This window comes from Streptomyces sp. NBC_00285, from assembly GCF_036174265.1.
Lineage (GTDB): Bacteria > Actinomycetota > Actinomycetes > Streptomycetales > Streptomycetaceae > Streptomyces.
In genome coordinates this window covers 6,077,319-6,100,954 of record NZ_CP108055.1, presented here as the reverse complement: position 1 = coordinate 6,100,954, position 23,636 = coordinate 6,077,319, and the positions used below count along the sequence as shown (strand labels likewise).

The following is a 23,636-nucleotide window of genomic DNA, read 5'->3' as shown; positions in this document are numbered from 1 at the left end:
GCAGATTTTCCGAATTCGCGACCTGAAAGGAAGGGCGACACATGACCTCCATGACTGCCGGCACCCCGGAGAAGATCTGGGAGCAGCTCGGCGACATCAAGCGGTGGATCGACCAGCAGAGCCCGGTCGACGAAGCGACGGCGCTGACCATGCGCGTCATGAAGATCGGCGAGGAGTACGGCGAAGCCTGTGAGGCCCTGCTCGCCCCGGGCCCCCAGAACAAGCCGGAGTTGGTGAAGGAGCTGTGCGACGTCATCCTGACCGCTGCGGTGGCTCTGTACACGGCCGATGACAAAGCGCGCAAGCAGCTCCTGGCGGCCCTCTCGCGGTTCGACGGCTTCAGCGAGGTGCCGATCAGCAAACTCATGCTGAAGATCGGCCAGGACTTCGGCGCCGCCTGCCAGGCCCTCATCGGTGTGCGTGCCTACAACCCGCGCAAGGGCGCCAGCCACACCCTCGAAGATCTCGTGGCCTGCCTGTGCGACGTCATCCGCAGCTCCATGATCGCGCTGGACGACGTGGAGCCGGAGCCGGAGAGGACCCTCGCAGCCAACCTGGAGCGCGTACACGACCGTTCCCTCGGGGTGACGCGGCTGCCGACCGAGGCTCCGCATTCCTGAACCTCTGCCCGCTTGCTCCTTGGCGGGCAGGCCGGGGGCGCCCTGCTTTCTGTGAGGGTGGGCGGGGCGCCCTCCTAGCACTGCATTTCCGTTCAGATCGTCTGGCGGAAGGAGGTGGTTACGGGAAAGAATTCAAATACTCATTTCGCACGTTCGAATCCCTGAGCTGATCTCACGTTCCGTCTCCCTGTAGAGGCCAGCTCGGGGTATTCACCTGCCCACTTTCCGGGTTGCCGGCATTGGCATCTCCGGCCTTTTGGCATGCCCGAATTCAGGGGCTAGATTCTGGCATATTCCATTTCCAAAGAATCATGTTTTTCCGTGTTTCCGAGCCCCCGGTTCGTAGGTAACTTTCTCCACGGCGAGAGCGTCGGAAATCCGGCGGCAAAGATCCCCTCGCTAACCCGTTTCTGGACCAACCAGGAGGCAGCAATGACGCAACCCCCCGGCCCCACCCCGCCGGCGATGTCGAACGAGCGGCTGACCGGCGTCGTGCTGGCGGTACAGGGCGACCCGCAGGGCCTGCCGGGCGCCATCCGGGCGCGTGTCACCAGCTCCCGCCAGGACGGCCACCAGCTCATGATGGGCGGCTGGACCGACTCCCAGTGACGCTCTGACGTCACGTCCCTCGTGTGCCCCGGGCCCTGGGCTGTTCCTCGGCCCGGGGCACACCCCGTCCGACCCCTGTGAAGGAGCTACCCGTGCACGTCCTCAACGTCGGCCATCTCTTCGAGATGACCGCTCGCTTCAGCCACGCCATCACCGGCACGTACCCCGAGGGGGCTGACGCTGTGCCGGCGGCCTATCGCGAGGCCATCACACCCCTACGCCCCATGTCGGCGGAGGGGACCGGCGTCTCTGTCTCCTACGAGGATGGTGCCTGGGCGCGGCACTGCCGCGAGGAGAGGATCTTCGAGCACATCGTGGGGCCCGCCACGGCCTCCGACGGGCCCACCCGCGAGCGCTGGGACGGCATGATCTCTGCCGCCCTCCAGCTCGTCCACGAGATCAACCCCGACCTGGGCAAGTGGGTGGACCTGTTCGTCACGGACATCGTGGTCTTCAACTCCGGTGCGGACGGCGGCGGAAGCGCCAACACGCTGCCCGGCGTGGTGCTGATGAGTCCCGGCAAGGAGTGGGACGTCGTGCAGTACGCGGAGTGCATCGTCCACGAGGGCCTGCACACCGGCCTGTTCATCCTCGACGTCGTGGAGCCGCTGTTCACCCTCCCGCCGGCCGAGCTGGAGAAGGACGAGTACCGGGCCCTGTCCGCCGTCAAGATCGGGCAGAAGCGGCCCCTGCACGCCGCCTTCCACGCCGCTGTGGTGGCGGTCCCGCTCATGTACATCGAGGACCGGTTGGGTACTGGCGACCTGGTCGAGAAGTACGGTGCCTCGCTGCGGGCAGCGTGTGCCGACATGCAGGTCCAGCGGGAGCAGTTCACGCGGTATGGGCGGATGCTGCTCGACGAGATGACGGAGTGGGCCGAGACCCTCGACTTCGCGCAGGTCGCCCGCAGCATCTCCGACCCGGACTACGCCGGCTATCAGCCGGCGGTCGCGGCCTGACGGCCTACTGCTCGATCGCGATCCCGGCGTCACGTGCGAGGCTCAGGGCCAGTTCCAAGGCTCCTGGGCCTCGTACTGTTGCGCCCTTCAGGCCGGCGGTCCCGCCGATGTCCAGCATCGTGCAGTTGTTGAACTCCACTCGCTTCATCGTGGCGTTGGCGAACTGGCCGCCGGTCACGTTGCAGCCGTCGAAGACGACGTGCGTCAGCTCGGCACCCTGGAAGTCGGCCTGCTGAAGGATGACGTTCTGGAAGACGACCCGCTTGAGCTTCGAGCCTCGGAAGAGGGCCATGTCGGCTCGTCCGCCCTCGAACGTGACGTCCGTGAATTGTCCGGACTGCCAGTGAGATCCGGTCAGCCGGCTCGTGCTGACGGTGCACCGCAGCAGAGAGACGTCCTGGGCGCGGAAGTTGGCGAAGTCGACGGTGTCGAATTCTGAATCGCTGAGCACGGACTGCCGCAGGGATGCTCCGATGAAACGCGCATTGCTGAGCCGGGAGTTCTCGATGTCGCAAAGCTCGACGTTCCCCGACAGCACGGTGCCGTTGAGCAGCACCGCGCGGAGGGTAGCGTCGTTCTCGAACTCCTCGGCCTCGGCCTGCCGGAGGTCGGGGTGCACCTTGGGCCTGGCAGGCTTTGTGATCGGGGGCTTGTAGACGTCGCGCTGGCTGCCGACCGGCGTCATCCGGTGCTCCTTAAAGAGTGGCGGGTGACGCAGCGTAGCAGCGCACTGACAGCGTCGCGGGGCTTGTCGTCAGGGGCCCGCGATGCGCTCGCGGATTGCCCGCAAGGCGGCGATGGCGGTGTCCAGCTCCCCCAGGTCGTCTTCCGGGTGCTGGGCCGCAGGGTGCTGCTCAAGGACGCGCATGATGTAGCCGGCCACCGCCACACCCCACTCCAGAGCGGCGATCTTAGTCAGCCCGGCGACCCGCTTTCGGGCCTTACCGAGGAGGACGTCTTCTGCGGGCTGGCGGGTGAACACGGGGCGCTCTCCGGGGAGTTGCGGCGGTAGTTGGGCAGGAGTTGGCCGTCGGAGCCCAGGAGTGTGGCTGGGCGGGCCCCCAGGGCGTCGGTGAGGGCCTGGTGCTCGTCCTTGGCGCGGGAGGTCCAGCGGCCGACGACGAGGCCGCGTGCGCCGAGGCGGTAGACCGTGGCGGGCTCGGAGCGGCGGAAGGGCGGCTCGGTCTCCTGGTAGTAGGTGCGGTAGCGCCGGGGCCAGGAGCGCTGGCAGCGGGTGGTGGTGATCAGCGGCATGAGGCTCACCAGGTAGCGGGGGTGTAGGGCTTGCCGTCCAGGGTGGAGTTGATATAGCGGCCCGGGGACCAGTTGTCGCGGAATTTCGCCCATTCCTGCGGGCTCACGTTGTAGTACTCGTAGCCCACGCCGTCGGCGTATTCCTCCGGCCCTGTGCGGCGCCCCCGGAATCGGACGAAGAGTGTCTGGGACTCGTCGTCGTAGCCGGCCGCGAGCGTGCGCGGCCGGGGCGGGTAGGACGTGTTCGTGGGCCGGGTGGACAGGAGCTGCTCGTCATCCCACAGCCACTGGGCGCGGCGGAGCGCTTCGCGCTTCTCGGGGCTGAGGTTCTGGGACGCCGCGTCGATCGCGTTGTTGATGTCGGCACGGGAGTAGCCGGGGCGGGAGTTGATGTCGGGAGTTCGCGGCTGCTGGCCGGCGCCGTAGAACTCCTGCTCGCGGATTGTCCTGAATGGCGTGACTCCGGCCTGGCCGCGATTCTGTGCGGCGCGGGGGTTCCGGGGTCCGATTCGCCTTCTCCTCGGCGGCATGAGAAAACCCTCCTTGCTGTCCGGTATCACGACCGTAGGCAGGGAGGGTTTTTCGGCGATATTCACCGGTGGGTCAGGCTGCGATAGTCCAGAAGCGGGGGCCTTGCATGGGGTTGATGATTTCGCGGACGAATACCTGGTTGGCGAATGCGTTGTAGCGGCGGTGGTCCTTGTCGGAGACGTGGCCGTAGAACTTCTTGATCCGGTCCTTGCTCACGTCCCGCAGGGTGCAGGCGTAGGTGATCGACGTGTGCCGCAGCAGGTGGCAGTGGAGGTCGTCCGGCCGCACGCCGCTGTACTCGCGGATCTGCTCGAAGACGTAGGTCAGGCCGCGCACGGAGAGGTGCTCCGGCTCCAGGAGGCCGGTGTCTGCGTTGCGGGTCATCTTGGTCTTGGCGGCCGTGACGATGGGGCCGCTGGTGCGCCCGTCCAGGCTCGCCATGATGACGTCGTGGACGGGCCTCGGCACGATCTCGGTCTGCCAGTAGCGGCCCTTGACGCGCCAGAACCGCAGTGTGTGTCCCTTCTCGTTCTGGCCGAGATTTTCAGCGCGGGCGAGGACGACTTCTTCGCGTCGCATGCCCATGCCGCCGGCCAGGCCGACGGCGGCGCCGTCGCGCCAGCGGTGGGCCCGGGTCGTGTTCCAGACCGTGAGGTTCTCGTCCTCGGTGAGGATGTCGACGGCGGTCTTCTCGGCCTGCTCGACGTGGAGCTGTTTGGCGGGGTTGTAGTTCGGCCGTGACGGGACGGCGGAGACGTACTCGTAGAAGGCGGAGATGACGTCTCGTCGGCGGGCGACGGATGCGGGCGCGTAGGGCAGCTCGCCGCACTCGCGTACGCACGGGCCGGGGTGCCCGGCCTGGTGCTCCATGAGGAGGTAGGCCAGGTAGCGGTCGACCTGCTGCCGGGAGGGCTCCTCGGGGTCCCCGCCGAAGCGCCGCAGGGTGTCGAAGAAGAAGGCCAGCTCGCGCCGGTAGCGCTTGCCAGTCTCCGCGTTCTTGCGTCCCTTCTCGTCACAGAAGCGGTCGGCGAGCTGGTCGATGGTGCTGTTGTCGATGGCGTCCCTGGAGATGGCGCCGAAGTCGAAGAATCCCGAGGTCATGGGGACACTCAACCGGTTACTGCCTACTTCGTTGGGCACTTCCGGGCAGTAGTGACGGGCATCACAGTCAGCTTGTGATTATCTGCCCATATTTGCCCGACTTTAGCTTCGGCGCATGGGGACCCCACTCGATGCCACGGAACACGAGCTGACCCTTGGCCTGCCCGAGGAGGCCGAGTCCGGACCCGAGACCGCCGGCATCGACCACGCCCTGGTCAGCGACATCATCGACAAGATCATCGTCGTCATCGACGAGCTGTCCGGGCACCCCCTGCGCCCGTACCAACTCCCCTTCGCGCGCCGCATCTTGGAGTCCCTGATCATCGAGGACTCCGCCAAGTTGACAGCCCTTTGGAGTCGCCAGTCCGGCAAGTCCGAAACCGTGGCCGACGTCGTCGCAGGCGCGGCCATCATGCTGCCGAGGCTCGCGAAGGTCTTCCCCACCCTGCTCGGCAAATTCAAAGAGGGACTCTGGGTCGGCGTATTCGCTCCGACCGACGAAATGAGCGAGACCCTTTTCTCCCGCATCGTCGGCAGGCTGACATCCGACCGCGCCCAGGACATCCTCGCGGACCCCGAGATCGACGAAAAGCTCGTCGCCCGGGGAAAGGTACTGCTCCTCAAGCGCTGCGGCAGCCTCATCCGGAAACAAACGGCGCACCCCAAGGCCATGATCGAAGGCCAGACCTACCACCTCGTCGTCATCGACGAGGCTCAGGCCGCCGACGACAAGGTGCTCAACAAGAGCATCGGCCCAATGCTGGCCTCCACCGCCGGCCTCATGGTGATGACGGGGACCCCGACCTACACGAAGTCCGGCTTCTACGAGCAGATCCAAAAGAACCGCCGGAACACCAACCGTAAGGGCCGCCGGCAGGACCACTTCCAGGTCGACTGGAAGACCGTCTCCAAGCACGTCCCGAGGTACAAGAAATTCGTCCAGAGCGAGATGGACCGGCTCGGCGAGGACTCCGACGAATTCAAGCTGTCCTACCGCCTGATCTGGCTCCTCGACAAGGGAATGCTCGTCACGAGCGACCGATTCGACGCCCTCGGCGACACCTCTATGCGCGCCGTCCAGGAATGGCATCGCTCGCCCGTCGTCGTCGGAATCGACCCTGCCCGGAAGACGGACTCAACGATCGTCACAGTGTGCTGGGTAAATTGGGACTACCCCGACGAGTACGGGAATTACGAACACCGCGTCCTGAACTGGCTCGATCTTCAAGGCATGGACTGGGAAACCCAGTACTACCGGATCATCGAGTTCCTCAACCACTACTCGGTGTTCGCGATAGGCATCGACGCCGGCGGCCTGGGCGACGTCGTAGCCAGCCGACTGCGGGTCCTCATGCCCTACGCGCAAATCGTCGACCTCAAAAGCGACCGGACCAACCAAACCAAGCGCTGGGCACACATGATGGACCTCATGTCCAAGGGCTTGGTCGTGTGGCCCGCACACGCCAAAACCCGGGCCACCAAGAACTGGCGCAATTTCCGCCAACAGATGGAAGACGCCGAGCTGAACTACCAGGGCCCTCACATCATCGTCGCCGCGCCAGAGGTGGACGCGGCCCACGACGACTACGTGGACTCACTCTCCAACGCGCTGTACCTGACAGCCGATCTCACGATGCCCGAGGTCGAAATGCACAACACTCCCTGGTAGCAATTATCGGGGCAGAAAACAGCGCCTTTAGCGTCCTGGTGAGACGTCTCAATCGCCGGGAGGCACACCATGGCGAACAGCCCGCTTGGCCCGGACCCCGAATTCCAGGAGTCCGCAGACCGCTTCTACGAGACGAAGCACGCCCAGAACACGAGCCGACGCGGCCCGCTGCGCTTTCAGGAAGGTGTCGCCACCGACACCGACATCCCGAATGAGTTCGGCAAGGGCATCAGCCAGGGCTACCAGACGCCGCCCGGCCGCATGAACCACAACGCGAACGTCTTCGAAAAGCCGCCGGAGGAGACGATGCGCGAGCGCGCCCACGTCGGAAGCGCGAGCTGGCCCGAGGCACCGACGTTCATTCAGGAAATGGCGCAGGGCGCCTCCGAGCCCGAGCAGTCCTACGCCCAGGTCGACCGGGGTGAGGGACGCCACCAGCGCCGGAACTACGCCCGGGTGGACTGAGCAGTGACCAACCCCGGACAGCTCACGCCCTGGGGAAAGATCCCGATCCCCACCGAGGGAAAGGTCCCGGACGTCCCCGTGGACCTGGCGGCCGTGGCCGACCCCATCGACACGCTTCTCAAAAACGTGATCGGCGGGGCGGTCGCGCCCACGGGTCCGCTCAGCCCCACCCTCATCGAGGCGTCGGCCTCCATCGGCAGCCTGAACGCGACGCAGTCCTCGCAGCAGAGCGCCATCACGACCATGCAGGGACAGATCACGGCCCTCAGCGCCGCGCCCTGGGCGGTGGGGACCGCGCGTACATCTCTGTTCAGCCTCGCCGGCAACGTCAAGACACCGACCCTCGTGCACAGCTACCAGGTGCCGTCCTTCACCCAGCGCCGACTCCTGATCGCGTGGGCCAACATCTGCGTCGGCTGGTCGGACACCACCACGGCAGCGGTCCGCGCCCGGCTCCAGCTCCGCGCCGACGGCGCCACCACCTACGTCGACCGCAACCAGCACATCTCGACGGGCACCGACCAGACCCACTCCATGTTCTTCATCGAGACCGTGGAGGCCGGCAAGTCCGTTCGCGTAGGTCTCGCGGTCGACATCTACGGCGCTGCCACTTCCGCCAAGTCCATCCAGACGCAGGAAATCGACCCCCGCATGTACCTCATCGCCCTGCCCTGGAGCGGAGGCACCGTGCCGTACATGCCGGTCATCTGACCTGCCCAGACCTTGTTACCCGACAAGGAAAAGGGCCCCGGCCGGCCGCTACCCCGGCCGGGGCACCCCTTGCAGATTCAGAAAGGAGGTGATGCCTGATGTCCATCGCTTTCGCTTCCCCGTCCATGCGAGCCGCCGCCAGCGACCTGACCATCTCCGTCAGCCCGCTCGGCCTGGTCGAGCTGGCTGACGAGGAGTTCGAAGTCCATGGCCCTCGATTACGCCTGACGCGCTACTCGAATCATTGGGCCTGGTATCTCGGCTACCACTGGGCCTACAAGCGTGAGGCCGGAGAGCCCAACGTCACCATCAACTACACCGGCGCGCTAAGCCGGTACATCACCAACTTCACTTTCGGCAGGGGCGTCCACTTCCAGTCGGAGAAGAAATACGAGCACATCGTTCCCGCGCTTCTGGAACGAGTCTGGACTGTCGACAACGACAAGAAATCGACGCTCTGGCAGATGGGCGAGAACGGGTCCGTTGCCGGGGACTGCTTCGTGAAGGTGGCATACGAGCCAGCGTGGATGGACTCGGCCGGCAACGCCCACCCCGGGCGGGTCCGGGTGCTGCCTCTCAACGCCGCACAGTGTTTTCCCGAATACCACCCACACGACCGGGACCGACTTCTCCGATTCAAGATCAAGTACAAGTTCTGGGGCACCTCCCTTGAGGGGACGCGCCAGGTCTACACGTACACCGAGATCATCACGGACGAGGTCATCGAGGAGTACGTCAACGACGAGCTGCTCGACGCCCGTGAGAACCCCCTCGGGGCCATCCCGATCGTACACATCCGGAACATCGAGATATCTGGCTCCCCGTGGGGCCTTTCTGACATCGTCGACCTGATCCCGCTGAACCGTGAGTACAACGAGAAGTGCACGGAAATCAGCGACATCGTCAACTACCACGCGGCACCCGTCACCATCATCACGGGGGCAAAAGCGAGCCACCTGGAGAAGGGGGCACGCAAGATCTGGGGCGGCCTACCCAAAGACGCCAACGTTTTCAATTTGGAGAACGGCGTCGACCTCAACGGCCCTCTGGCGTACCTGGAGCTGATCAAGCGCGCCATGCACGAGCTGACCGGCGTCCCAGAAACCGCGCTCGGCCAGGCCCAGGCGATCTCGAATACCAGCGGAGTAGCTCTCTCCATTCAGTTCTTCCCGCTGATGCAGCGGTACAGCCTCAAGCAGACGAACTACACCCACGGGTTGCGCAGGATCAACGAACTCGTCCTGCGCACCCTTTTCCTGTACGAGCCCGAGTGCCGCATCTACGACCCGACCACCCAGGGAATCCGGGTCTCTGACGAACAGCCCCTTGTCATCGACCCCCGGGACCCCGAGGTCTATGACACGACGGTGGATTGGCCGCCGCCCCTCCCAGTAGACGTCCTGGTCAAGTTGAACGAGGTCCAGGCCAAGCTCGCGCTCGGACTCGAATCCAAGCGCGGGGCCCTGCGCGATCTCGGGGAAGTTTTCCCCGGGGAGAAGATGCAGGAGATTTTCGACGAGCAGATCACCGAGGCGAAGGAAACGGGAGCGCTCGAATATATCAAGGCGCAAATCGCCTCAGCTATCTTGCGCTCAACGGGATTGCCGCCGGAAGGCGTGGAAAGCCCGCCCCCCGCACCTGCCGCTTCGGGCTCATCTGGGTCCGGAAACGCAGGAGCGACAAGCGCCGGCCCCCTTCCAGGAGTACCGGGAGTGGGCCAAGGCAAGGACACCGAATCGGTTTTGAGCGAACTCGTGACGCTGTCGAAGGGCACCAAATTGGCCCAGCGACGGAACCCAGAAAACGACTGAACTGCCCGCCACTCATTCCTACTCGTTCAGGCGGCTTCACCAGCCTGGAGTGAACCACCGTGGCACCAAACCCCGCGCCCAACGGTCCGCAGGACACGCCCCCCGGCACGCCGGGCGGCCCCGCGACGGGTACCGCCGTCACCCCCGAGGGGACGGTAACCGTCCAGGAGCCCCCCAAGCCGCAGCCCACCGGCCAGGAGGCCCGCTTCACGGCGGCCGACCTGGAGCGGGTGCGCCAGGAGGAGAAGGACAAGCTGTACTCCCGCCTCAACAAGGTCGACGAGCGCAGCACGGCCCTGGAGGCAGAGCTGACGCGACTCCGCGAGGAGCGCGAGACGCGCGAGGCCGAAGAGACTGCGCGCCAGAAGGCCGAGGAAGACGCGGCCAAGGCCAAGTCCGAATCCGAGATGAGCGCGAAGAAGTTGCTGGAGGAACGCTCCTCCGAGTGGGAGAAGCGCTTCGCTCAGATCGAGAAGGAGCGGGAGCAGGAGCGGGCCGCGCTCGCGAAGGAGTCGGAGTACAACAAGCTCCGGGCCTACATCCAGGAGCGTGCCGGCGCCGAGCGCGCCAACATCGCTCCGGAACTCGTCGACCTCATCGCCGGGAACACCCCGGAGGAAGTCGATGCGTCCATTCAGATGCTCAAGGACAAGACGTCGCAGATCTTCCAGTCGGTTCAGGCGGCTCAGGAAACTGCCCGCTCGCAGATGCGCGGCGTGGCTGCGACCGGCTACACCGGGAACGGCCCCACGGACGGCGAGGGCGGCTCTCGGCAGCTCTCGGCAGAAGACATCAAGAACATGCCGATGGCGGAGTTCGCGAAGTATCGTTCGCAGCTTCTCGGCGCCGCCGCCAAGCAGTCCAACAATCGCGGCATCTTCGACTGACCGCGTCCACCCAGAAAATTAGCCAGACCGCCTCTCATTTCCACTCATCTTGGCGGGCCCGTCACGGGATGAGAGGTACAACGTGGCAAGCGGAATCACGGGAACTCCGGTTCTCTCCCCCACTCCGACCGCCTACCAGGCGGCGAACTCCAGCATGCTGACTCCAGCGATCCAGCACATCTGGTCGAAGGAGATCCTTTTCCAGGCCATGCCTGTGCTCCGGTCTTGGGCCGCCTGACGCAGCAATGCGTCAGTGAAAATTCCGAGAATTGCTGGAACGCCCGAGCCACCTGACTGCACCACAACGTGAGGCGAAAGCCTGAGCGTGACGGTCCAAAAAGCAGTCAGCAGGGGTAATCAGCAGCCGAGCCCGCCTGGCGAAAGCCGACGGGAAGGTTCAGAGACTATGTACGGAAGGCCCCAAGCGGGTCAAGATATAGTCCGGTCTCACATGAGAGTGTGAGAGTCAGGCAGAAATGACCTGGCCCCGCAGCCAGCGGGTAACAAACGTCGAGCAATTCATGGTCAAGAAGACGGAACTCGGAACGGCTCCCGGCCTTTCGGTTTCGTTCATGCGCTACCGCTCTCTGGACGGTGCGCAGCAGCTCGTTGAGGGCGTCCGGATGGAAACCCACGCCCTTTCCGCCGAGCAGATCACCATCACCGTCGCGGAGCACGGATTCGCCATTGCGGTGACCGAGCTGCTCCTGAACGCGAGCTTCGACGACGTGATGGCGTCGGGTGCCCGGCTGCTGGGGCGGAATCTCGCGACCTACTTGGACAGCATGTGCCGCGACACCCTCCTCGGCGCCCCGTCCGTGCTGTACGGATACGACAAGCTCGCGTCCTGGTCGGCCGGCGCAGCACGCACTCCGCTTTCTCCGTATGACCGGGGAATGTTCGCGGACTCCGAGGCCACCATGGCCACAAACGGCGGCTTCCACTTCACGGCAGCGCTCGTGAAGGACGCCGTCGAGACGCTCGCGACGAAGAACGTGCCCCGCCTCGGCGAGACGTACGTGGCTTTTGTGCACCCGCATCAGAGCCGCCGCCTTCGGGATGACCCGGAATTCATCGAGGTCACGAAGTACGCCGCTCCGGGCAACTTCATGCTCGGTGAAATCGGCCGGCTGAACGACGTCGTGTTCATCGAGACCACGCAGGTCTTCCAGGGCAACACGACCCCTCCGCCCACCCCGCAGCTCGGCACCAACATCGCCCAGGGCGGCGCCCAGACGTGGGGTGGCCAGCCCGCCCGCACCGCCTCCGGATCGACCCCGGCCATTCCGGCGGTAAACGCTCAGCCGTCGAACCCGAACGCCCCCTCGAACCCCATCTACCGCGCCCTGGTAATTGGGGACAACGCGGCCGGCCACGCCATCTCCCTGCCCGTCGAACTTCGCGATGGCGGTGTACTCGACTTCGGCCGTGAGCACGCACTGGCCTGGTACTCGATCTGGGGCCTCGGACTCATCACGGACTACGCCGTCGTTCAGTGCGCCACGAACTGACCCACCCGCAGAAAAGGGCGGTGGCATCACGTTCGTCACCGTCCCGGATTCAGCACCCGATTCGCTAGGAGAACACTCATGCCCGCAAATCCGCGTACCAAGCGGAACCCGAAGGATCACACCGGCAACCAGAAGGCGATCCTCGCCGAGCAGCACGCCGAAGAACTGGCGAAGCGCAAGGACGAGATTGCCATGCACCAGGCGCAGCAGAAGGCCGGGCTGGACGATCCGATCGCCCTCGATGACAAGGGCCGGACGATCCAGAACGTGTCCGAGGAAGTCGCGGTGGAAGGTCCGGTGGACATCCCGCCGGAGAACGTGAACATCCGCATCGCCTGCGATCTGGAGAAGGTCACGATCGGGCAGGGCACCGAATTCGATTTCAAGGAAGGCCAGGTGTACACGGTGCCGCTCCATGTGGCGCAGCACCTGGACCGCCTCGGTTACGTGTGGCAGTGGCTCTGACGGAAGGGAAGTGCCTCTGATGGCGGCGCCCAGCAGTCTCAAGGACTCCGGCACTGCCCCTGAGAAGGGGAAGTGGTATTCGCTTCTTTCCGATCACGGTGACGGCGTCGGAATGCTCACGAAGTCGTACCGCTACACCAGTCCGACCGGTGAAGAGCACCCTGACAATGCGCGTCAGCTCTACGTCCTGGAGGTCGTCGAGCCCGCGACGTACGGCGTCGGTTTCAGCTCCGAGGAATCGGTGCTGTGCATGTGGCTGGACAGCCCTTCGCCGGGGCGTGTCGCGGTGCACCACATCTCCTTCCCCGTCTCCCAGTTCGTCGAGCTGGTCGCCGAGGGGGAGGAGCCGCCGGAGTTCGAGGATCTGAAGGCGCAGCAGGCGGGCGGTCCCGCCTGATGGCTGCCAATGGATTTGTTGCTGTCCAGGGCGCGGTCTCGGCGCTGGACCATCTCACCGGCCGCTCCACGGCGCTGGAAGCCGAATGGCTGGCCAAGACCCAGGGCGGTGACCCACTGCCGAGGGCGACGTACCTGATGCTGCTCACCCAGGTCGTCGTTGACGCTCAGACGGACATGACCACCCTCGTGGGCATCGAGGCCGCCGGCACCGGATACGCCCGCCAGCCCATCCCGTGGGCGGCTGCCGCGACCGGCACCCGGACCGCGACGACATCGGACTTGGTCCAGTTCGGTCCATTTTCTGATCCCACGGGCCTCGCGGCCCCAGTCACCGGCGCGGCCCTGGTGACCCGCATGACCAGTTCGGCCGGCCAGCCCACCGGCATCTGCGTCATGGCCTGGAACCTTGCCACCCCCATCACCACGAGCCAGAACCAGGCCCTCCAACTCGCCCCGGGCAGCCTCCAGATGACGTTGGCGGTGAGCTGACCATGGCTGACACGGCGGGGATTATCCAGCGTATCCGCAGCGAGATCGGGGACTTCGAGTCGCCGTTCCTCGACACCTACCTGGGTGCGGATGAGCTGGACTCCTACGACCTCTCGGAGACCGGCGTCCCCGAGGTCACGGCCAAGGTCACCACGGTGGACCCGCCGGCCACGGTCGACCTGGTGCCGGACGTCGACTACGTCCTGGACCCGTCCCAGGGACGCATCCTTCTGATCAACCCCGCGTACTCGCCCCTGCACCACGGCCAGACCCTCATCGTCCGGGGGGTGGCGCAGGGCCTGTTCACCGACGCGGACCTGGAGACGTACATCGGCGACGCGATGGAGCAGCACGCGTACGGCCGTAACGTGACGACTCGCTACCGGGACGCGCACGGCTTCATCCGCTACGACCACGCGCCCATCACCCTGGAGAACCTGCCGGCCGTCGAAGAGCCGCTGGTCGCCTATCTCGCGGCGATCAACTGCCTGTGGACGTTGGCGACCGACGCGGCGACGGACATCGACATCAGCACGGCCGAGGGCACGTTCGTGCCGAGGACTCAGCGCTACCGGCAGCTCATGCAGCACATCGGGGATGCCGGCACCGGTCTCCAGGGCCGGTACAACACCCTCGCGCAGCAGCTCAACGTCGGCCTGGGCCGCATCGAGATGTTCACCGCCCGCAGGGTTTCCCGCACGACGAACCGCCTGGTGCCCGTGTTCGTCGAGCGCGAGTACGACGACACCTCGAAGCCCCGTCGGCTGCTGCCGCCGATCGACGGCCAGGAGTACGACGACGAGAGCGGCCTGCCCTCGCCCGCCTACCCGGGCTTGTGGGGGTGAGGGGCGATGCGTGGACGGCTGGACTGGAAGCGTGGCCGGTGGAACATCAACGCGGAGACGACGTTGATTCATCGGGGTTTGCGCGGGTGGCAGCGCTCTACCGGTGACTCGTTCACGTACTTCCGGTGGCAGTACGGCGAATCGGAAATGCACCCGGTCTACGACGAGGCGACCGGGGTCGGCAAGCAGTTCTACGGCCGTTGGCAGCTTCCCGCGCTGCACGTGAACCACTCCGAGTCGGCCAATTCGGAGCCGCGTGACAGTGGCCTCTACATCGTCGACTCGCTGCATGTGACGTGTGAATTCGACCAGCTCGCCAAGACCGGGCTGACTGACATCAACATCAAGCACGGCGCGTATCAACGCGACCGGATTGCCTACGACAACGTCCTGTTCGCGGTGAAGCAGGTAGATATCCGAGGGCAGATCCGCCGGCGGGACATCATCGTCACGCTCGATGCCCAGCAGATTCGCGATGACGAGCTGGTCAACGACCCGATGTTCTCCGCGTATCTGCGCGACTTCAGCCGCAATCCCGAACCTGCGCAGCCACTTCTCGCTGCGGAAATGCCAGAGGAGGGCGGCGACGATGACCCCTACTCCTGAGTCGACCCTGTACGCGCTGCCGGTCGGCGTCCCCTCGGTGCACCTGACGGGGCGGTTCATCGCCCCCGACGGCACCCCGCTGACGGGGAGCCTCACGTTCGCCCCGCCGTCGGTCCTGACGATGCCGGACGCCGACACCATCGCCAACACCGTGGCGACCGTGGACATCACGAAGGAGGACCAGGGCCGCTTCGAGGTGAACCTGATCGCCACGGATGGCCCCGGCATGTCGCCGAGGAATTGGACCTACCTGGTCACGGAGAAGCTCAAGGGCGCGCAGATCAGGCAGTACCACATCATGCTGCCCGAGCGGCCCGGCGGAGACCCTGTCGACCTCGCGGACCTGGCGCCGGTCTCCCCCTACACCGGCCGCTACCTGCCTGTCGTCGGGCCCACCGGTGCCACCGGCGCCCAAGGTGCCCCCGGGGAGGTCTCGCAGGCCGAGCTGGACGCCCTGGAGGAGCGCGTCGCACCCCGGGCAGTGACGTGGACCCAGACGGCCGCGAGCGCCCAGTGGACCATCCCGCACTCCTTCCCGTACCCGCCGAGCGTGCGCACCTACGACACCAGCGGACGAGAGATCGGCGGGCTCGTCGAAAACCCCAGCCCCACCACCGTGTCCGTCCAATTCGCCTTCGCGGAAACCGGATCGGCGATATTGAGCTAGGAGTGCCCCGATGGCAGTTACCGACTTCCGCGAATCCCTCAAGCTGAACAAGCTCCCCGTGCGCGGCCTCGTCCCTGAGACGTCGTCCTCGGCACCGGCAACGCCGGTGGAGGGGCAGCTCTGGACTGACTCCGTCAACCACGTCCTCAAGTTCTGGAACTTGACGGCCTGGAAGAATCCGCTCGACCGGGCGGACCACACCGGTACGCAGACGGCGAGCACCATTTCCAATCTCGCCGCGACCGTCCAGGCGTACCGACTCGACCAATTCGCCGCGCCGACCGCAGCCGTTTCCCTGAATGGCCAGCGAGCTACGAACGGTGCCGATCCGACAGCGGCGACGGACCTGGTGACCAAGCAGTACGCGGACAATCTGAGGGCTGGCATTGCCGGCGTCAAGGACCCGGTCCGGGCAGTGGCCGCGAGCAACGTCGACCTCGCCGCACTGCCGGTGAGCGTCGGCGGGGTGACGCTGGGCAGTGGCGACAGTTTCCTCGCGACGGCGCAGACGACTGGCACCCAGAACGGCATCTACACGTACAGCGCCAGCGGCGGGGCGGCGACGCGGCGCTCGGACGCGGACGCGGCCGGGGAGATCCTCGACGGCACGATGGTGGCAGTGGCCGAAGGCACCGATGCGGGCGCTCAGTTCATTCAGACCGCCACGCCCTCCGGCGCCCCCGGTGCATGGACTCAGACCTGGACGAAGTTCTCCACCGGCGGCCAGACGTACACGGCGGACGGCCAGGGCCTGGAGCTGTCCAGCACTACGTTCTCCCTGGAGCTGGCCGACGCGACCCTCTCCAAGAGCGCGGCCGGCCTCACCGTGGGCCTGGTCTCGGTCGCCAAGGGCGGCACGGGCGCGACCACTGCGGCCGGGGCCCGCACTGCCCTCGGCACGTCCGGCAAGTTCGTGGCGAACGTCGGCGCCGTTACCGGCGGCACCCCGCTCAACATCACGCACAGCCTGAACACGCTGGACATCCTTGAACCGTCGCTGCGCGAGGTCTCCACGGGCGAGCTGGTCGGCGGGAAGTTCATCGTGGTCGACGCCAACACCGTCTCCCTCACCCTCGCCGCGAGCTACGCCGCCAACACCTTCAGTGTGACGGTGGTGGGCTAATGCCAGCCCGGCAGCTCGCGTCTCAGACCGTGCCCGCCACGGGGGGCAACGTCGTCTCCACGGACAAGGTCGGCGCCGCCAACGGGGTGGCCAGCCTGGACGCCACAGCCAAAGTCCCCCAGGCCCAGCTACCCACACCCAAGATCACCGTCGGTGTCACCGCGCCCGCGACCCCGGCCGTGGGTGACGTGTGGATAGACACGAACTGAGGATGCGCCGTGGCGACTCGATTCTGGCTCACCAGCTCTGCCGCGCCCTACACGCCGGCCACCAAGCGAGGCGCGTGGACGAATGCCACCTCCGCCGTCGCCGCACTGCTCGGACGGCAGCCCGCAGGCGCCTCGACGACGTCGGCCGTGGCGGAGACTTCGGCCTCGGAGAACAGCTCGTTGCTCGGCCGGTGGATCAGCCCGCCGGCCCGCAAGGCAGGCACTCTCTCGGGCACCGTGTCGTTCGCGATCGGACGCATGCAGTCCTCCGGCACCTCGGCCCTCGTGACCCGCGTGCACATGTACGTGACCACCGGGGACAGCGACACGGTGCGCGGCACTCTGCTCGACAACTGGCAAGGCAGTGGCGTGTGGCCGACGACTGCGGCGGGCGGCGAAGCCACGGGGCAGGCCCTCGGGTCCGTGGCGCTTCAAACCGGGGACCGCCTCGTCGTCGAGTTCGGGTTCCAGGCCACGAACACCGTGACCGCGTCCCACACGGGCACCTTGTACTACGGGGCGGCCGGTACGACGGACCTGGTGAACACCGCGACGGCCGTCACCACCAACCCGGGCTGGGTCGAATTCTCCGGCGCCGACGGGCTGTTCAACGCGCCTACAGCGGAGATCGTGGACAAGTTCTCCACGGGCATCGGCAGCCGCTTCGTGTACTGGGGCGGAACCTTCTGGAACGCGACGTGGAAGCGCGCGGCCGTCGCCGCGAATGACCAGTACCCGGGCCTGATGGCTACGGACGTCGGGTACGAAATGGTGAACTCGACCCACTATTTCGAGGTCGTGAATCTGCCGACAGGCGGCACCGGTACCAACTTCTCCGCCATCGTTCTCGGCCCCGTGGACGATGGAACATTCATCCGCACTAAGTACACGCTCGCCACGGGCAATCTGACCTTCGAGAACTGCGTCGGCTACTTCGACGCGACGCCCACAACGCTGGCGTTCAATCCGGTCACTCACAGGTGGTGGCGGTTCCGAGAGGCCGCCGGCACGTTCTACTGGGAGACATCTCCTGACGCGGTGACGTGGACTGTCCGCCGCAGTATGGCGACGACGCAGTGGCTCAAATTCGGGACGCTGCGCACCAATTTCGAGGGCTACGCGGACTCGGGGAGCGTCACTACCCCGGCCGAGGTCGACAACGTGAACACCATCCCCACCACTATCCCCAAGGTGTGGACAGGAAGTGCGTGGGTGCAGAAACCGGTGAAGGTGTGGTCAGGCAGTGCCTGGACCGCCAAGCCGGTCAAGGCGTGGTCCGGTACCGCGTGGTTCTGAATTATTCCTTCGTATAGGCCGCATGCGACGCTCAAATTCGAGTTCCGTTTTGTGCTCGCCCTTGCCCTTTCCTAGGAGGAACCGATGTCTACCTATGTCGCTGTCTCGAACGAGTCGTGGGACAAGGCGATCAAGGCCGGCCCGTTCGAGCTGGACGACCCGTCGCAGTACCCGGTGCAGGAGGGCACGCACCTGATGCTGGAGTCGGAGGCGCGAGCCGAGGGCTACTACTACGCGTCCGACGGGGCGTTCGCGCCGGAGCAGCCGGCCGACGGGGACGACGCCCAGGACGACCAGGACGAGGCGCAGGCCGGGCACGGTGGCCGGGGCCCGGAGGGCAACCAGGGCAAGCACGGCCACCAGGACCAGCAGTAGAGCTGCGGGGTCTGCGGCCGGCATTGGTCGCAGACCCCGCCTACCGAGAGGGAAAGCGTCATGACTATTGCGCAGATCGTCGGTGTGGTGTTGGTCATTCTCCTCGTCGTGGTCGTTCTGAAGATCACGGGCCTCTTCTGACCTGCATGCCCGGCGTCCAGAATTAACCACTCCCAAATAGCCGGACTCATTCTGGTGGGGCGATCCACATCTGCCCATACCGGAGAGTTCCGTGCCCTTTCTTCTGAACGAAGACGCGGCCCTGAAGCATAAGTTCCAGGGCCTGGTGGTGCATGACTCGACCTCCGGTACGGGCCGCAAAGTCACCGTCAGGTACAAGAGCCCCGAGTACGAACTGGCGGACTTGACCTATCCTCTGGCGCTGATATCTCACACGGCGATCTCGCGGGACCCCGAACGTGAGAGCCGGGGAGTAGTGAACCTGCATTACGCGCCAGAGGGCTACGAGCCGTGGGCCGACATGAGCGACCCGACGCAGTCGCCGTACATGGCTCAGATGCCGATTCCGATCAACATCGACTACCAGGTGGATGTGTACGCCCGGAAAGAGCTGCACATCATCGAGCTGACCGGCGCCTTGATGCAGTTCGACTTCCTTCCTCCCCGCTTCGGGTATCTGCCGATCGGCGAGGACGGAACTGTACGGCGGCTGGACCTTCTCGGTGGGCCCGATTACACCGAGAGCAAGGACGAGCAGGGAAAGCGGCTCTTCTGCGCTACCTGGGCCCTTCGCGTTTCCAGCGAGATATTCGCCGACGAGATCCGGGACCTTACCCCGGCTCAGCGCGTCCTGATCGACCTCCTCGACAAGCAGGCGTGGGACGAGGGCACCACCCGGCCCTGGTCTCCCACCTACGAGGTCACCAAGGCCCTGCTGTCGATCAGCACGGCGACCTTGCCAGCCGCGACCGCCGGCCACCCCTACCGCCAGGCCCTGGGCAGTACCGGGGGCCACGGCGAGGTGCATTGGTCGCTCCCCGAAGGCTCCCACCTCCCCGCCGGCCTGGCCCTGTCACACAGCGGTGTCGTCTTCGGCACGCCCCAGGCCCCCACCGGTTCGCCGGCGCAGTTCCTGGTCTCCGCCCGCGACTCCGATTTCGCCCCGCAGGTCGCCTCGGCCGCCCTGACGCTCACCGTCTCGCCCGCACCCCCTGGGAGCTGATGCTGATGACCACGCCCACGACTTTCGCCTACAAGCGGCCCGGTGTGTACATCACCGAATCGCTGAACCCCCTGCCGCAGCCCATCTCTCCACCGGGGCTCGCGGTCGCGACCTTCGTCGGCACTCACGACGCGGGGCCCTCGAACCCGGTGAAGGTGACGTCGTGGGAGCAGTTCATGTCGCTCTACGGCGGGTTCGGGAACGGCCTCAACTACCTCCCTTTCCAGGTCTACGAGTATTTTGCCAACGGCGGCCAGCAGGCGTGGATTTTGCGGGCCACTCCCACGGATTCCGTGGCCGCGCGGCTGCTCGTCAAGAACACGCCGCTTCCGCCGCCGGAGAACATCGTCGCCACCCCTGACGGCACTGCCCCGAGCGGCGCCGGCACGAAGCCGACGCCGAAGGTCACCAACGTGACCCTGACGGCGCCCGTCGCCCCAGTCACCGCGAACCCTGAGCAGACGGCCTTCCAGGTCGAGTGGGACGCGATCACGCCGTTGGCCGACGTGGATGCCTACCAGGTGGTCGTCACGCGACCGGACGAGGGCAGCTTCTCCAAGACGGTGTGGGTGGCCCAGCCCGCGAGCGGCAAGCCCACGGCCGCGTTCACCGATCTCGGGCCGGACATCACGTACTCGGTGCAGATCACCCCGTACAAGGGGGCCACGGCCGGCGACCCGATGACGACGGCCGCGACCTTCGACACGGCGCCCGGTTACACGGCGGTCGACGCGCTCCAGGTCACCGCCCGGGGACGCGGCGCCTACGGCAACAAGGTCTTCATCACGACCGCGCCCTCCTGGACGTCGGGCCGGTTCCATCTCTTCGTCAAGTACGGCTCCGCCGCGCAGTCCTCGCTCGTGGAGACCTGGCAGGACGTCTCCCTCAATCCCGGCGACCCGCGCTACATCGTCGGTCTGATCAACTCCAGCAAGGGCGGCTCGACGTACGTCTCCGTCCAGAACATGCTCCCGCCGACCTCGACGACGCCGGGCACCAGCGCCACCCCGGACGCTTCCTGGCAGCCCGAGTACGTCGCGGACGCCCCTCTGGAAGACGGCGCCGACGGTGTCTTGGCGGTCAACCTCGCCGAGCAGCTCGCCGCGCAGTTCGGGTCCATCTCCGACGTGCTGCTGCTCAACCTGTGCGGCAACACGTCCCTCACGGACCACATCCCGCCGCAGACCCAGATCAACTCCGTCCTCGCCTGGGTCGAGCAGAGGCGCGGCGCGTTTTTGGTGCTCGATGCCCCCCGCCAGCCGGCACCGATCGCTGCGGATGTCGCCGCGAACAAGTACGTGGAAACGGTGGGTGGTTACTCCCCCCAGTCCTCGTACGCGGCGTTCTACGGGCCGTGGGTTCAGGTGGCCGACCCGGCTGGCTCCTCCGTCTCCTCCACGCGCATGCTGCCGCCGGCCGGGGCCGTCATGGGGCAGTTCGCGCAGGCGGACGCGGCTGTGGGCCCCAACCGGTCCCCGGCCGGAGTCGCCTACAGCCTGATCGGCGCCGTCGGTGTCGAGAACAACTTCACGTTCGAGCAGCTCGACACGCTCAACCAGGTCGGCTGCAACATCATCCGGCCGGTGCCGCAGAGCGGTCTCTGCATCATGGGCGCCCGCACGCTGCGCCAGGGCATGCCGGACCGGTACATCTCCGTCCGGCGCATGCTGACCTACCTGGAGAACCTCCTGGAGGACGTCACCCGGTTCGCAGTCTTCGAACCCAACGGGCCCGAGCTGTGGCAGACGCTCAACGCGCTGGTGACGCAGCAGCTCCTCACGCTCACTCAGGCCGACCAGCTCCAGTCGAGCGTTCCGGATCAGGCTTTCTTCGTGGTCTGTGACGAGACCAACAACACGAGCCAGACCGTCGCCAACGGCGAAATCCACATTCAGGTCGGCGTCGCGCTCGCCAGCCCGGCGGAATTCATCGTGATCGAGATCTCGCAGTACCAGGGCGGAATCTCCACGACCACCACGTCCGTCGAGTCCACCGCCTGACCGACGCCACACCAGCCGTACCGCCTCTCATTGCAATTCATCTACGGCGGCCCTCCAACAGGGAATGAGAGGTGACCCGTGGGAGCCACTACCACCACACAGAAGCCGTCGCTCGCGCAGCTCCAGACGGACCCGCTAAGGAACTTCAAGTTCCAGGTGATGATTCACCTGGCGGGCTCCACGCTGGATTCCAGCAAGCGCTCCAATCAACTCGGATTCATGTCCGTCAGCGGACTTTCCATCACCACGGATGTGGTGGTGTACCGCCAGGGCGGAATGAACACGACAACGCAAAAGATGCCAGGGCAGAGCGACTTCGCTCCGATCACCCTTTCGCGCGGTCTCATCTGCGGCGACTCGGACATCTACGCCTGGCTGAAGCAGCTTTTCATGGTCATGCAGGGAACGGGCGGAAACAACGGCTCGTACAACTTCCGCGCGACGATGGACATTTTCCTGCTGGACCACCCGGTGACGACTTCGAGCGTCACCTACAAGGCGGGCTGGCGCGTCTACAACTGCTGGCCCACAAGCATTGCATTCGGGGATCTGGACTCGGGCGCAAATGGCGTGGAACTCCAGCAGATCACCCTCGCTCATGAGGGATGGGATTTCAAGATCGCCAGCAAGTACGGCCCCGGAACCGGCGTTTCCCTGCCGTAATTCGGACCCCACTCAAAGGACGAAACGATCATGCCCGAACCCGTCGTGCTCCCCGACTTCGCCTCCTTCGGCGACCAGGCCATCAAGGGCCTGGACAACCCCGAGGCGGCCACCGCAGCAACCCAGGCGCTCCTCAAGGAGGACCGGAACTCCGGCGAACCCGTCATCAGCACACCCGGCGAGAAGCACGTCACTCTCGAACGGGGAATCTGCCGCGACGGCACCTGGTACCGCGAAGCAGAAGTCAAGGAACTCACCGGGGCCGACGAAGAAGCAATCGCCGCAGCCGGCAGCAGCTCGTACAAGGTCTTCGACACCCTGCTGCTGCGCGGCGTACGCACCGTCGGCAACGAAACCATGAACCGCAAGCTCGCTGCCGAACTCCTCATTGGTGACCGCGAGTTGCTCGTTATGGCAGTACGACGCGCGACCTTCGGCGACACCGTCGAGTTCACAGAGCTTCCCTGCCCGTACTGCAAGGAACTCATCGACCTCACCGTCCCACTCGGCGCAATTCCCTTCACACACCTCGCCGACCCGGAGCAGACGGAATTCGAAGTCCCTCTGCGCCACGGCGCCATGGCATTCGTCCGGCTGCCCACCGGCGAGGACCAGACCGCCGTCTTCGCCATCAAGGACGGAAACCGCGCCAAGCAGGACTCAGAAATCCTCAACCGCTGCGTCCTGCGCGTCCGCCAGGGCGACGGGACGGTAATCAAGCGCCCGCCCGCCACGCACATGTGGATGGGCGACCGGCAGACCATCCTGAAATACCTCACCGACACCCAGCCGGGCCCTCGGTACAACGCATTCACCTTCACGCACGAGACGTGCGGCGAGGAGGTAAAGCTGCCAATCGACCTGGCCATGCTGTTTCGCGGAATGTGACTACCGCCGCGCGTTCAGCGAAATCGAAGTCCTCGCACAAGTCCACCCCCACTGGGGTCTGTCCGAGCTGAAGAACCTCGCCATCCGAGAACGGCGCCACTGGATTCGCCGCGCTGCCTGGGAAATTGAAAGGAGGGCGTAAGTGGCTACACCACCCCCGCCGCCCAATCCGCCCCCCAACCCCGGCGCCGGCCGGCTCTTCGGCACAAACAACCTCGGGAGCCAAATCGACGCCCTCACAAGGGCGTTCACCACCTTTACCAATCGGTTCGCCAGCCAGGCCGGCCTCGGCACAATGGG

General features: G+C 65.8%; 28 protein-coding genes. 23 read left to right on the top strand and 5 right to left on the bottom strand.

Annotated features, from left to right (window positions below; all coding sequences use genetic code 11):
* Window positions 1–41: 41 nt before the first annotated feature.
* The 3 genes from OHT57_RS28215 (at window position 42) to OHT57_RS28205 (ending at window position 2,188) form a co-directional block, all read left to right on the top strand.
* A complete protein-coding gene (locus OHT57_RS28215; protein ID WP_328749331.1) occupies window positions 42–620 on the top strand; it encodes a hypothetical protein in 579 nt (192 codons plus the stop codon).
* 432 nt (window positions 621–1,052) lie between these two features.
* Window positions 1,053–1,229: a hypothetical protein gene (locus OHT57_RS28210; protein WP_328749330.1), complete on the top strand. Its 177-nt coding sequence runs from the start codon at window positions 1,053–1,055 to the stop codon at window positions 1,227–1,229.
* A 92-nt stretch (window positions 1,230–1,321) separates the two neighbouring features.
* The gene (locus OHT57_RS28205; protein WP_328749329.1) at window positions 1,322–2,188 is read left to right on the top strand and encodes an aKG-HExxH-type peptide beta-hydroxylase; all 867 of its coding nucleotides are present in this window, start codon (window positions 1,322–1,324) and stop codon (window positions 2,186–2,188) included.
* Window positions 2,189–2,192: 4 nt separating this feature from the next.
* Here the strand turns inward: OHT57_RS28205 and OHT57_RS28200 are convergent, their stop codons facing one another.
* The 5 genes from OHT57_RS28200 to OHT57_RS28180 form a co-directional block, all read right to left on the bottom strand.
* Window positions 2,193–2,873, bottom strand: coding sequence for a pentapeptide repeat-containing protein (locus OHT57_RS28200; protein WP_328749328.1), 681 nt, complete (start codon window positions 2,871–2,873; stop codon window positions 2,193–2,195).
* 69 nt (window positions 2,874–2,942) lie between these two features.
* Window positions 2,943–3,071 carry a hypothetical protein gene (locus OHT57_RS28195; protein WP_328749327.1) on the bottom strand — a complete coding sequence of 43 codons (129 nt, stop codon included), beginning with the start codon at window positions 3,069–3,071 and terminating at the stop codon, window positions 2,943–2,945.
* Window positions 3,072–3,103: 32 nt separating this feature from the next.
* Window positions 3,104–3,442 (bottom strand): hypothetical protein, encoded by a 339-nt coding sequence (locus tag OHT57_RS28190; protein ID WP_328749326.1) that lies wholly within the window; start codon window positions 3,440–3,442, stop codon window positions 3,104–3,106.
* Window positions 3,443–3,447: 5 nt separating this feature from the next.
* A complete protein-coding gene (locus tag OHT57_RS28185; RefSeq protein ID WP_328749325.1) occupies window positions 3,448–3,972 on the bottom strand; it encodes a KTSC domain-containing protein in 525 nt (174 codons plus the stop codon).
* Window positions 3,973–4,045: 73 nt separating this feature from the next.
* Window positions 4,046–5,074 carry a tyrosine-type recombinase/integrase gene (locus OHT57_RS28180; RefSeq protein ID WP_328749324.1) on the bottom strand — a complete coding sequence of 343 codons (1,029 nt, stop codon included), beginning with the start codon at window positions 5,072–5,074 and terminating at the stop codon, window positions 4,046–4,048.
* Window positions 5,075–5,189: 115 nt separating this feature from the next.
* On the opposite strand from OHT57_RS28180, the gene OHT57_RS28175 reads away from it, so the two are divergent.
* From OHT57_RS28175 to OHT57_RS28080, 20 genes are all read left to right on the top strand, one after another.
* Window positions 5,190–6,743 carry a phage terminase large subunit family protein gene (locus tag OHT57_RS28175; protein WP_328749323.1) on the top strand — a complete coding sequence of 518 codons (1,554 nt, stop codon included), beginning with the start codon at window positions 5,190–5,192 and terminating at the stop codon, window positions 6,741–6,743.
* Between the two features lie 69 nt (window positions 6,744–6,812).
* Window positions 6,813–7,208 (top strand): hypothetical protein, encoded by a 396-nt coding sequence (locus tag OHT57_RS28170; protein WP_328749322.1) that lies wholly within the window; start codon window positions 6,813–6,815, stop codon window positions 7,206–7,208.
* 3 nt (window positions 7,209–7,211) lie between these two features.
* On the top strand, window positions 7,212–7,919 hold the full coding sequence (locus tag OHT57_RS28165; RefSeq protein ID WP_328749321.1) for a hypothetical protein: 708 nt from the start codon (window positions 7,212–7,214) through the stop codon (window positions 7,917–7,919).
* A 98-nt stretch (window positions 7,920–8,017) separates the two neighbouring features.
* Window positions 8,018–9,730 (top strand): phage portal protein, encoded by a 1,713-nt coding sequence (locus tag OHT57_RS28160; RefSeq protein WP_328749319.1) that lies wholly within the window; start codon window positions 8,018–8,020, stop codon window positions 9,728–9,730.
* A gap of 59 nt (window positions 9,731–9,789) precedes the next feature.
* Window positions 9,790–10,617, top strand: coding sequence for a hypothetical protein (locus tag OHT57_RS28155; protein WP_328749318.1), 828 nt, complete (start codon window positions 9,790–9,792; stop codon window positions 10,615–10,617).
* Window positions 10,618–11,093: 476 nt separating this feature from the next.
* Window positions 11,094–12,128 (top strand): N4-gp56 family major capsid protein, encoded by a 1,035-nt coding sequence (locus tag OHT57_RS28150; protein WP_328749317.1) that lies wholly within the window; start codon window positions 11,094–11,096, stop codon window positions 12,126–12,128.
* 78 nt (window positions 12,129–12,206) lie between these two features.
* A complete protein-coding gene (locus OHT57_RS28145) occupies window positions 12,207–12,593 on the top strand; it encodes a hypothetical protein (protein WP_328749316.1) in 387 nt (128 codons plus the stop codon).
* 112 nt (window positions 12,594–12,705) lie between these two features.
* Window positions 12,706–12,990, top strand: a complete 285-nt coding sequence (locus OHT57_RS28140; RefSeq protein ID WP_328749314.1) for a hypothetical protein — start codon at window positions 12,706–12,708, stop codon at window positions 12,988–12,990.
* The gene (locus OHT57_RS28135; protein ID WP_328749313.1) at window positions 12,990–13,481 is read left to right on the top strand and encodes a hypothetical protein; all 492 of its coding nucleotides are present in this window, start codon (window positions 12,990–12,992) and stop codon (window positions 13,479–13,481) included. Before OHT57_RS28140 ends, OHT57_RS28135 begins: the two co-directional genes overlap by 1 nt.
* Window positions 13,482–13,483: 2 nt before the next feature.
* Window positions 13,484–14,326: a hypothetical protein gene (locus OHT57_RS28130; protein WP_328749312.1), complete on the top strand. Its 843-nt coding sequence runs from the start codon at window positions 13,484–13,486 to the stop codon at window positions 14,324–14,326.
* Between the two features lie 6 nt (window positions 14,327–14,332).
* Window positions 14,333–14,932: a hypothetical protein gene (locus OHT57_RS28125; protein WP_328749311.1), complete on the top strand. Its 600-nt coding sequence runs from the start codon at window positions 14,333–14,335 to the stop codon at window positions 14,930–14,932.
* The gene (locus OHT57_RS28120) at window positions 14,916–15,599 is read left to right on the top strand and encodes a hypothetical protein (protein ID WP_328749309.1); all 684 of its coding nucleotides are present in this window, start codon (window positions 14,916–14,918) and stop codon (window positions 15,597–15,599) included. The genes OHT57_RS28125 and OHT57_RS28120 overlap by 17 nt, the downstream gene beginning before the upstream one ends.
* A gap of 10 nt (window positions 15,600–15,609) precedes the next feature.
* Window positions 15,610–16,722 carry a hypothetical protein gene (locus OHT57_RS28115; protein WP_328749307.1) on the top strand — a complete coding sequence of 371 codons (1,113 nt, stop codon included), beginning with the start codon at window positions 15,610–15,612 and terminating at the stop codon, window positions 16,720–16,722.
* A gap of 29 nt (window positions 16,723–16,751) precedes the next feature.
* Window positions 16,752–16,931: a hypothetical protein gene (locus OHT57_RS28110; protein WP_328749306.1), complete on the top strand. Its 180-nt coding sequence runs from the start codon at window positions 16,752–16,754 to the stop codon at window positions 16,929–16,931.
* A 9-nt stretch (window positions 16,932–16,940) separates the two neighbouring features.
* Window positions 16,941–18,227, top strand: coding sequence for a hypothetical protein (locus OHT57_RS28105; RefSeq protein WP_328749305.1), 1,287 nt, complete (start codon window positions 16,941–16,943; stop codon window positions 18,225–18,227).
* An 84-nt stretch (window positions 18,228–18,311) separates the two neighbouring features.
* A complete protein-coding gene (locus tag OHT57_RS28100; protein ID WP_328749304.1) occupies window positions 18,312–18,602 on the top strand; it encodes a hypothetical protein in 291 nt (96 codons plus the stop codon).
* Window positions 18,603–18,834: 232 nt separating this feature from the next.
* Window positions 18,835–19,785: an Ig domain-containing protein gene (locus OHT57_RS28095; protein WP_328749303.1), complete on the top strand. Its 951-nt coding sequence runs from the start codon at window positions 18,835–18,837 to the stop codon at window positions 19,783–19,785.
* A gap of 5 nt (window positions 19,786–19,790) precedes the next feature.
* Entirely contained in the window at window positions 19,791–21,785 is a 1,995-nt protein-coding gene (locus OHT57_RS28090; protein WP_328749302.1) for a phage tail sheath subtilisin-like domain-containing protein, read from the top strand.
* Between the two features lie 78 nt (window positions 21,786–21,863).
* Window positions 21,864–22,448: a phage tail protein gene (locus OHT57_RS28085; protein ID WP_328749301.1), complete on the top strand. Its 585-nt coding sequence runs from the start codon at window positions 21,864–21,866 to the stop codon at window positions 22,446–22,448.
* Window positions 22,449–22,478: 30 nt separating this feature from the next.
* Window positions 22,479–23,336: a T4 family baseplate hub assembly chaperone gene (locus OHT57_RS28080; protein WP_328749299.1), complete on the top strand. Its 858-nt coding sequence runs from the start codon at window positions 22,479–22,481 to the stop codon at window positions 23,334–23,336.
* Window positions 23,337–23,636 lie beyond the last annotated feature (300 nt).

What these genes read in the sequence shown, in the direction of transcription:
- OHT57_RS28215 (WP_328749331.1), top strand. Translation starts at nt 42, where the DNA reads ATGACCTCCATGACTGCCGGCACCCCGGAGAAGATCTGGGAGCAGCTC.
- OHT57_RS28210 (WP_328749330.1), top strand. Translation starts at nt 1,053, where the DNA reads ATGACGCAACCCCCCGGCCCCACCCCGCCGGCGATGTCGAACGAGCGG.
- OHT57_RS28200 (WP_328749328.1), bottom strand. Translation starts at nt 2,873, where the DNA reads ATGACGCCGGTCGGCAGCCAGCGCGACGTCTACAAGCCCCCGATCACA.
- OHT57_RS28190 (WP_328749326.1), bottom strand. Translation starts at nt 3,442, where the DNA reads ATGCCGCTGATCACCACCACCCGCTGCCAGCGCTCCTGGCCCCGGCGC.
- OHT57_RS28185 (WP_328749325.1), bottom strand. Translation starts at nt 3,972, where the DNA reads ATGCCGCCGAGGAGAAGGCGAATCGGACCCCGGAACCCCCGCGCCGCA.
- OHT57_RS28180 (WP_328749324.1), bottom strand. Translation starts at nt 5,074, where the DNA reads ATGACCTCGGGATTCTTCGACTTCGGCGCCATCTCCAGGGACGCCATC.
- OHT57_RS28175 (WP_328749323.1), top strand. Translation starts at nt 5,190, where the DNA reads ATGGGGACCCCACTCGATGCCACGGAACACGAGCTGACCCTTGGCCTG.
- OHT57_RS28170 (WP_328749322.1), top strand. Translation starts at nt 6,813, where the DNA reads ATGGCGAACAGCCCGCTTGGCCCGGACCCCGAATTCCAGGAGTCCGCA.
- OHT57_RS28160 (WP_328749319.1), top strand. Translation starts at nt 8,018, where the DNA reads ATGTCCATCGCTTTCGCTTCCCCGTCCATGCGAGCCGCCGCCAGCGAC.
- OHT57_RS28150 (WP_328749317.1), top strand. Translation starts at nt 11,094, where the DNA reads ATGACCTGGCCCCGCAGCCAGCGGGTAACAAACGTCGAGCAATTCATG.
- OHT57_RS28145 (WP_328749316.1), top strand. Translation starts at nt 12,207, where the DNA reads ATGCCCGCAAATCCGCGTACCAAGCGGAACCCGAAGGATCACACCGGC.
- OHT57_RS28140 (WP_328749314.1), top strand. Translation starts at nt 12,706, where the DNA reads ATGCTCACGAAGTCGTACCGCTACACCAGTCCGACCGGTGAAGAGCAC.
- OHT57_RS28135 (WP_328749313.1), top strand. Translation starts at nt 12,990, where the DNA reads ATGGCTGCCAATGGATTTGTTGCTGTCCAGGGCGCGGTCTCGGCGCTG.
- OHT57_RS28130 (WP_328749312.1), top strand. Translation starts at nt 13,484, where the DNA reads ATGGCTGACACGGCGGGGATTATCCAGCGTATCCGCAGCGAGATCGGG.
- OHT57_RS28125 (WP_328749311.1), top strand. Translation starts at nt 14,333, where the DNA reads ATGCGTGGACGGCTGGACTGGAAGCGTGGCCGGTGGAACATCAACGCG.
- OHT57_RS28120 (WP_328749309.1), top strand. Translation starts at nt 14,916, where the DNA reads ATGACCCCTACTCCTGAGTCGACCCTGTACGCGCTGCCGGTCGGCGTC.
- OHT57_RS28115 (WP_328749307.1), top strand. Translation starts at nt 15,610, where the DNA reads ATGGCAGTTACCGACTTCCGCGAATCCCTCAAGCTGAACAAGCTCCCC.
- OHT57_RS28100 (WP_328749304.1), top strand. Translation starts at nt 18,312, where the DNA reads ATGTCTACCTATGTCGCTGTCTCGAACGAGTCGTGGGACAAGGCGATC.
- OHT57_RS28090 (WP_328749302.1), top strand. Translation starts at nt 19,791, where the DNA reads ATGACCACGCCCACGACTTTCGCCTACAAGCGGCCCGGTGTGTACATC.
- OHT57_RS28080 (WP_328749299.1), top strand. Translation starts at nt 22,479, where the DNA reads ATGCCCGAACCCGTCGTGCTCCCCGACTTCGCCTCCTTCGGCGACCAG.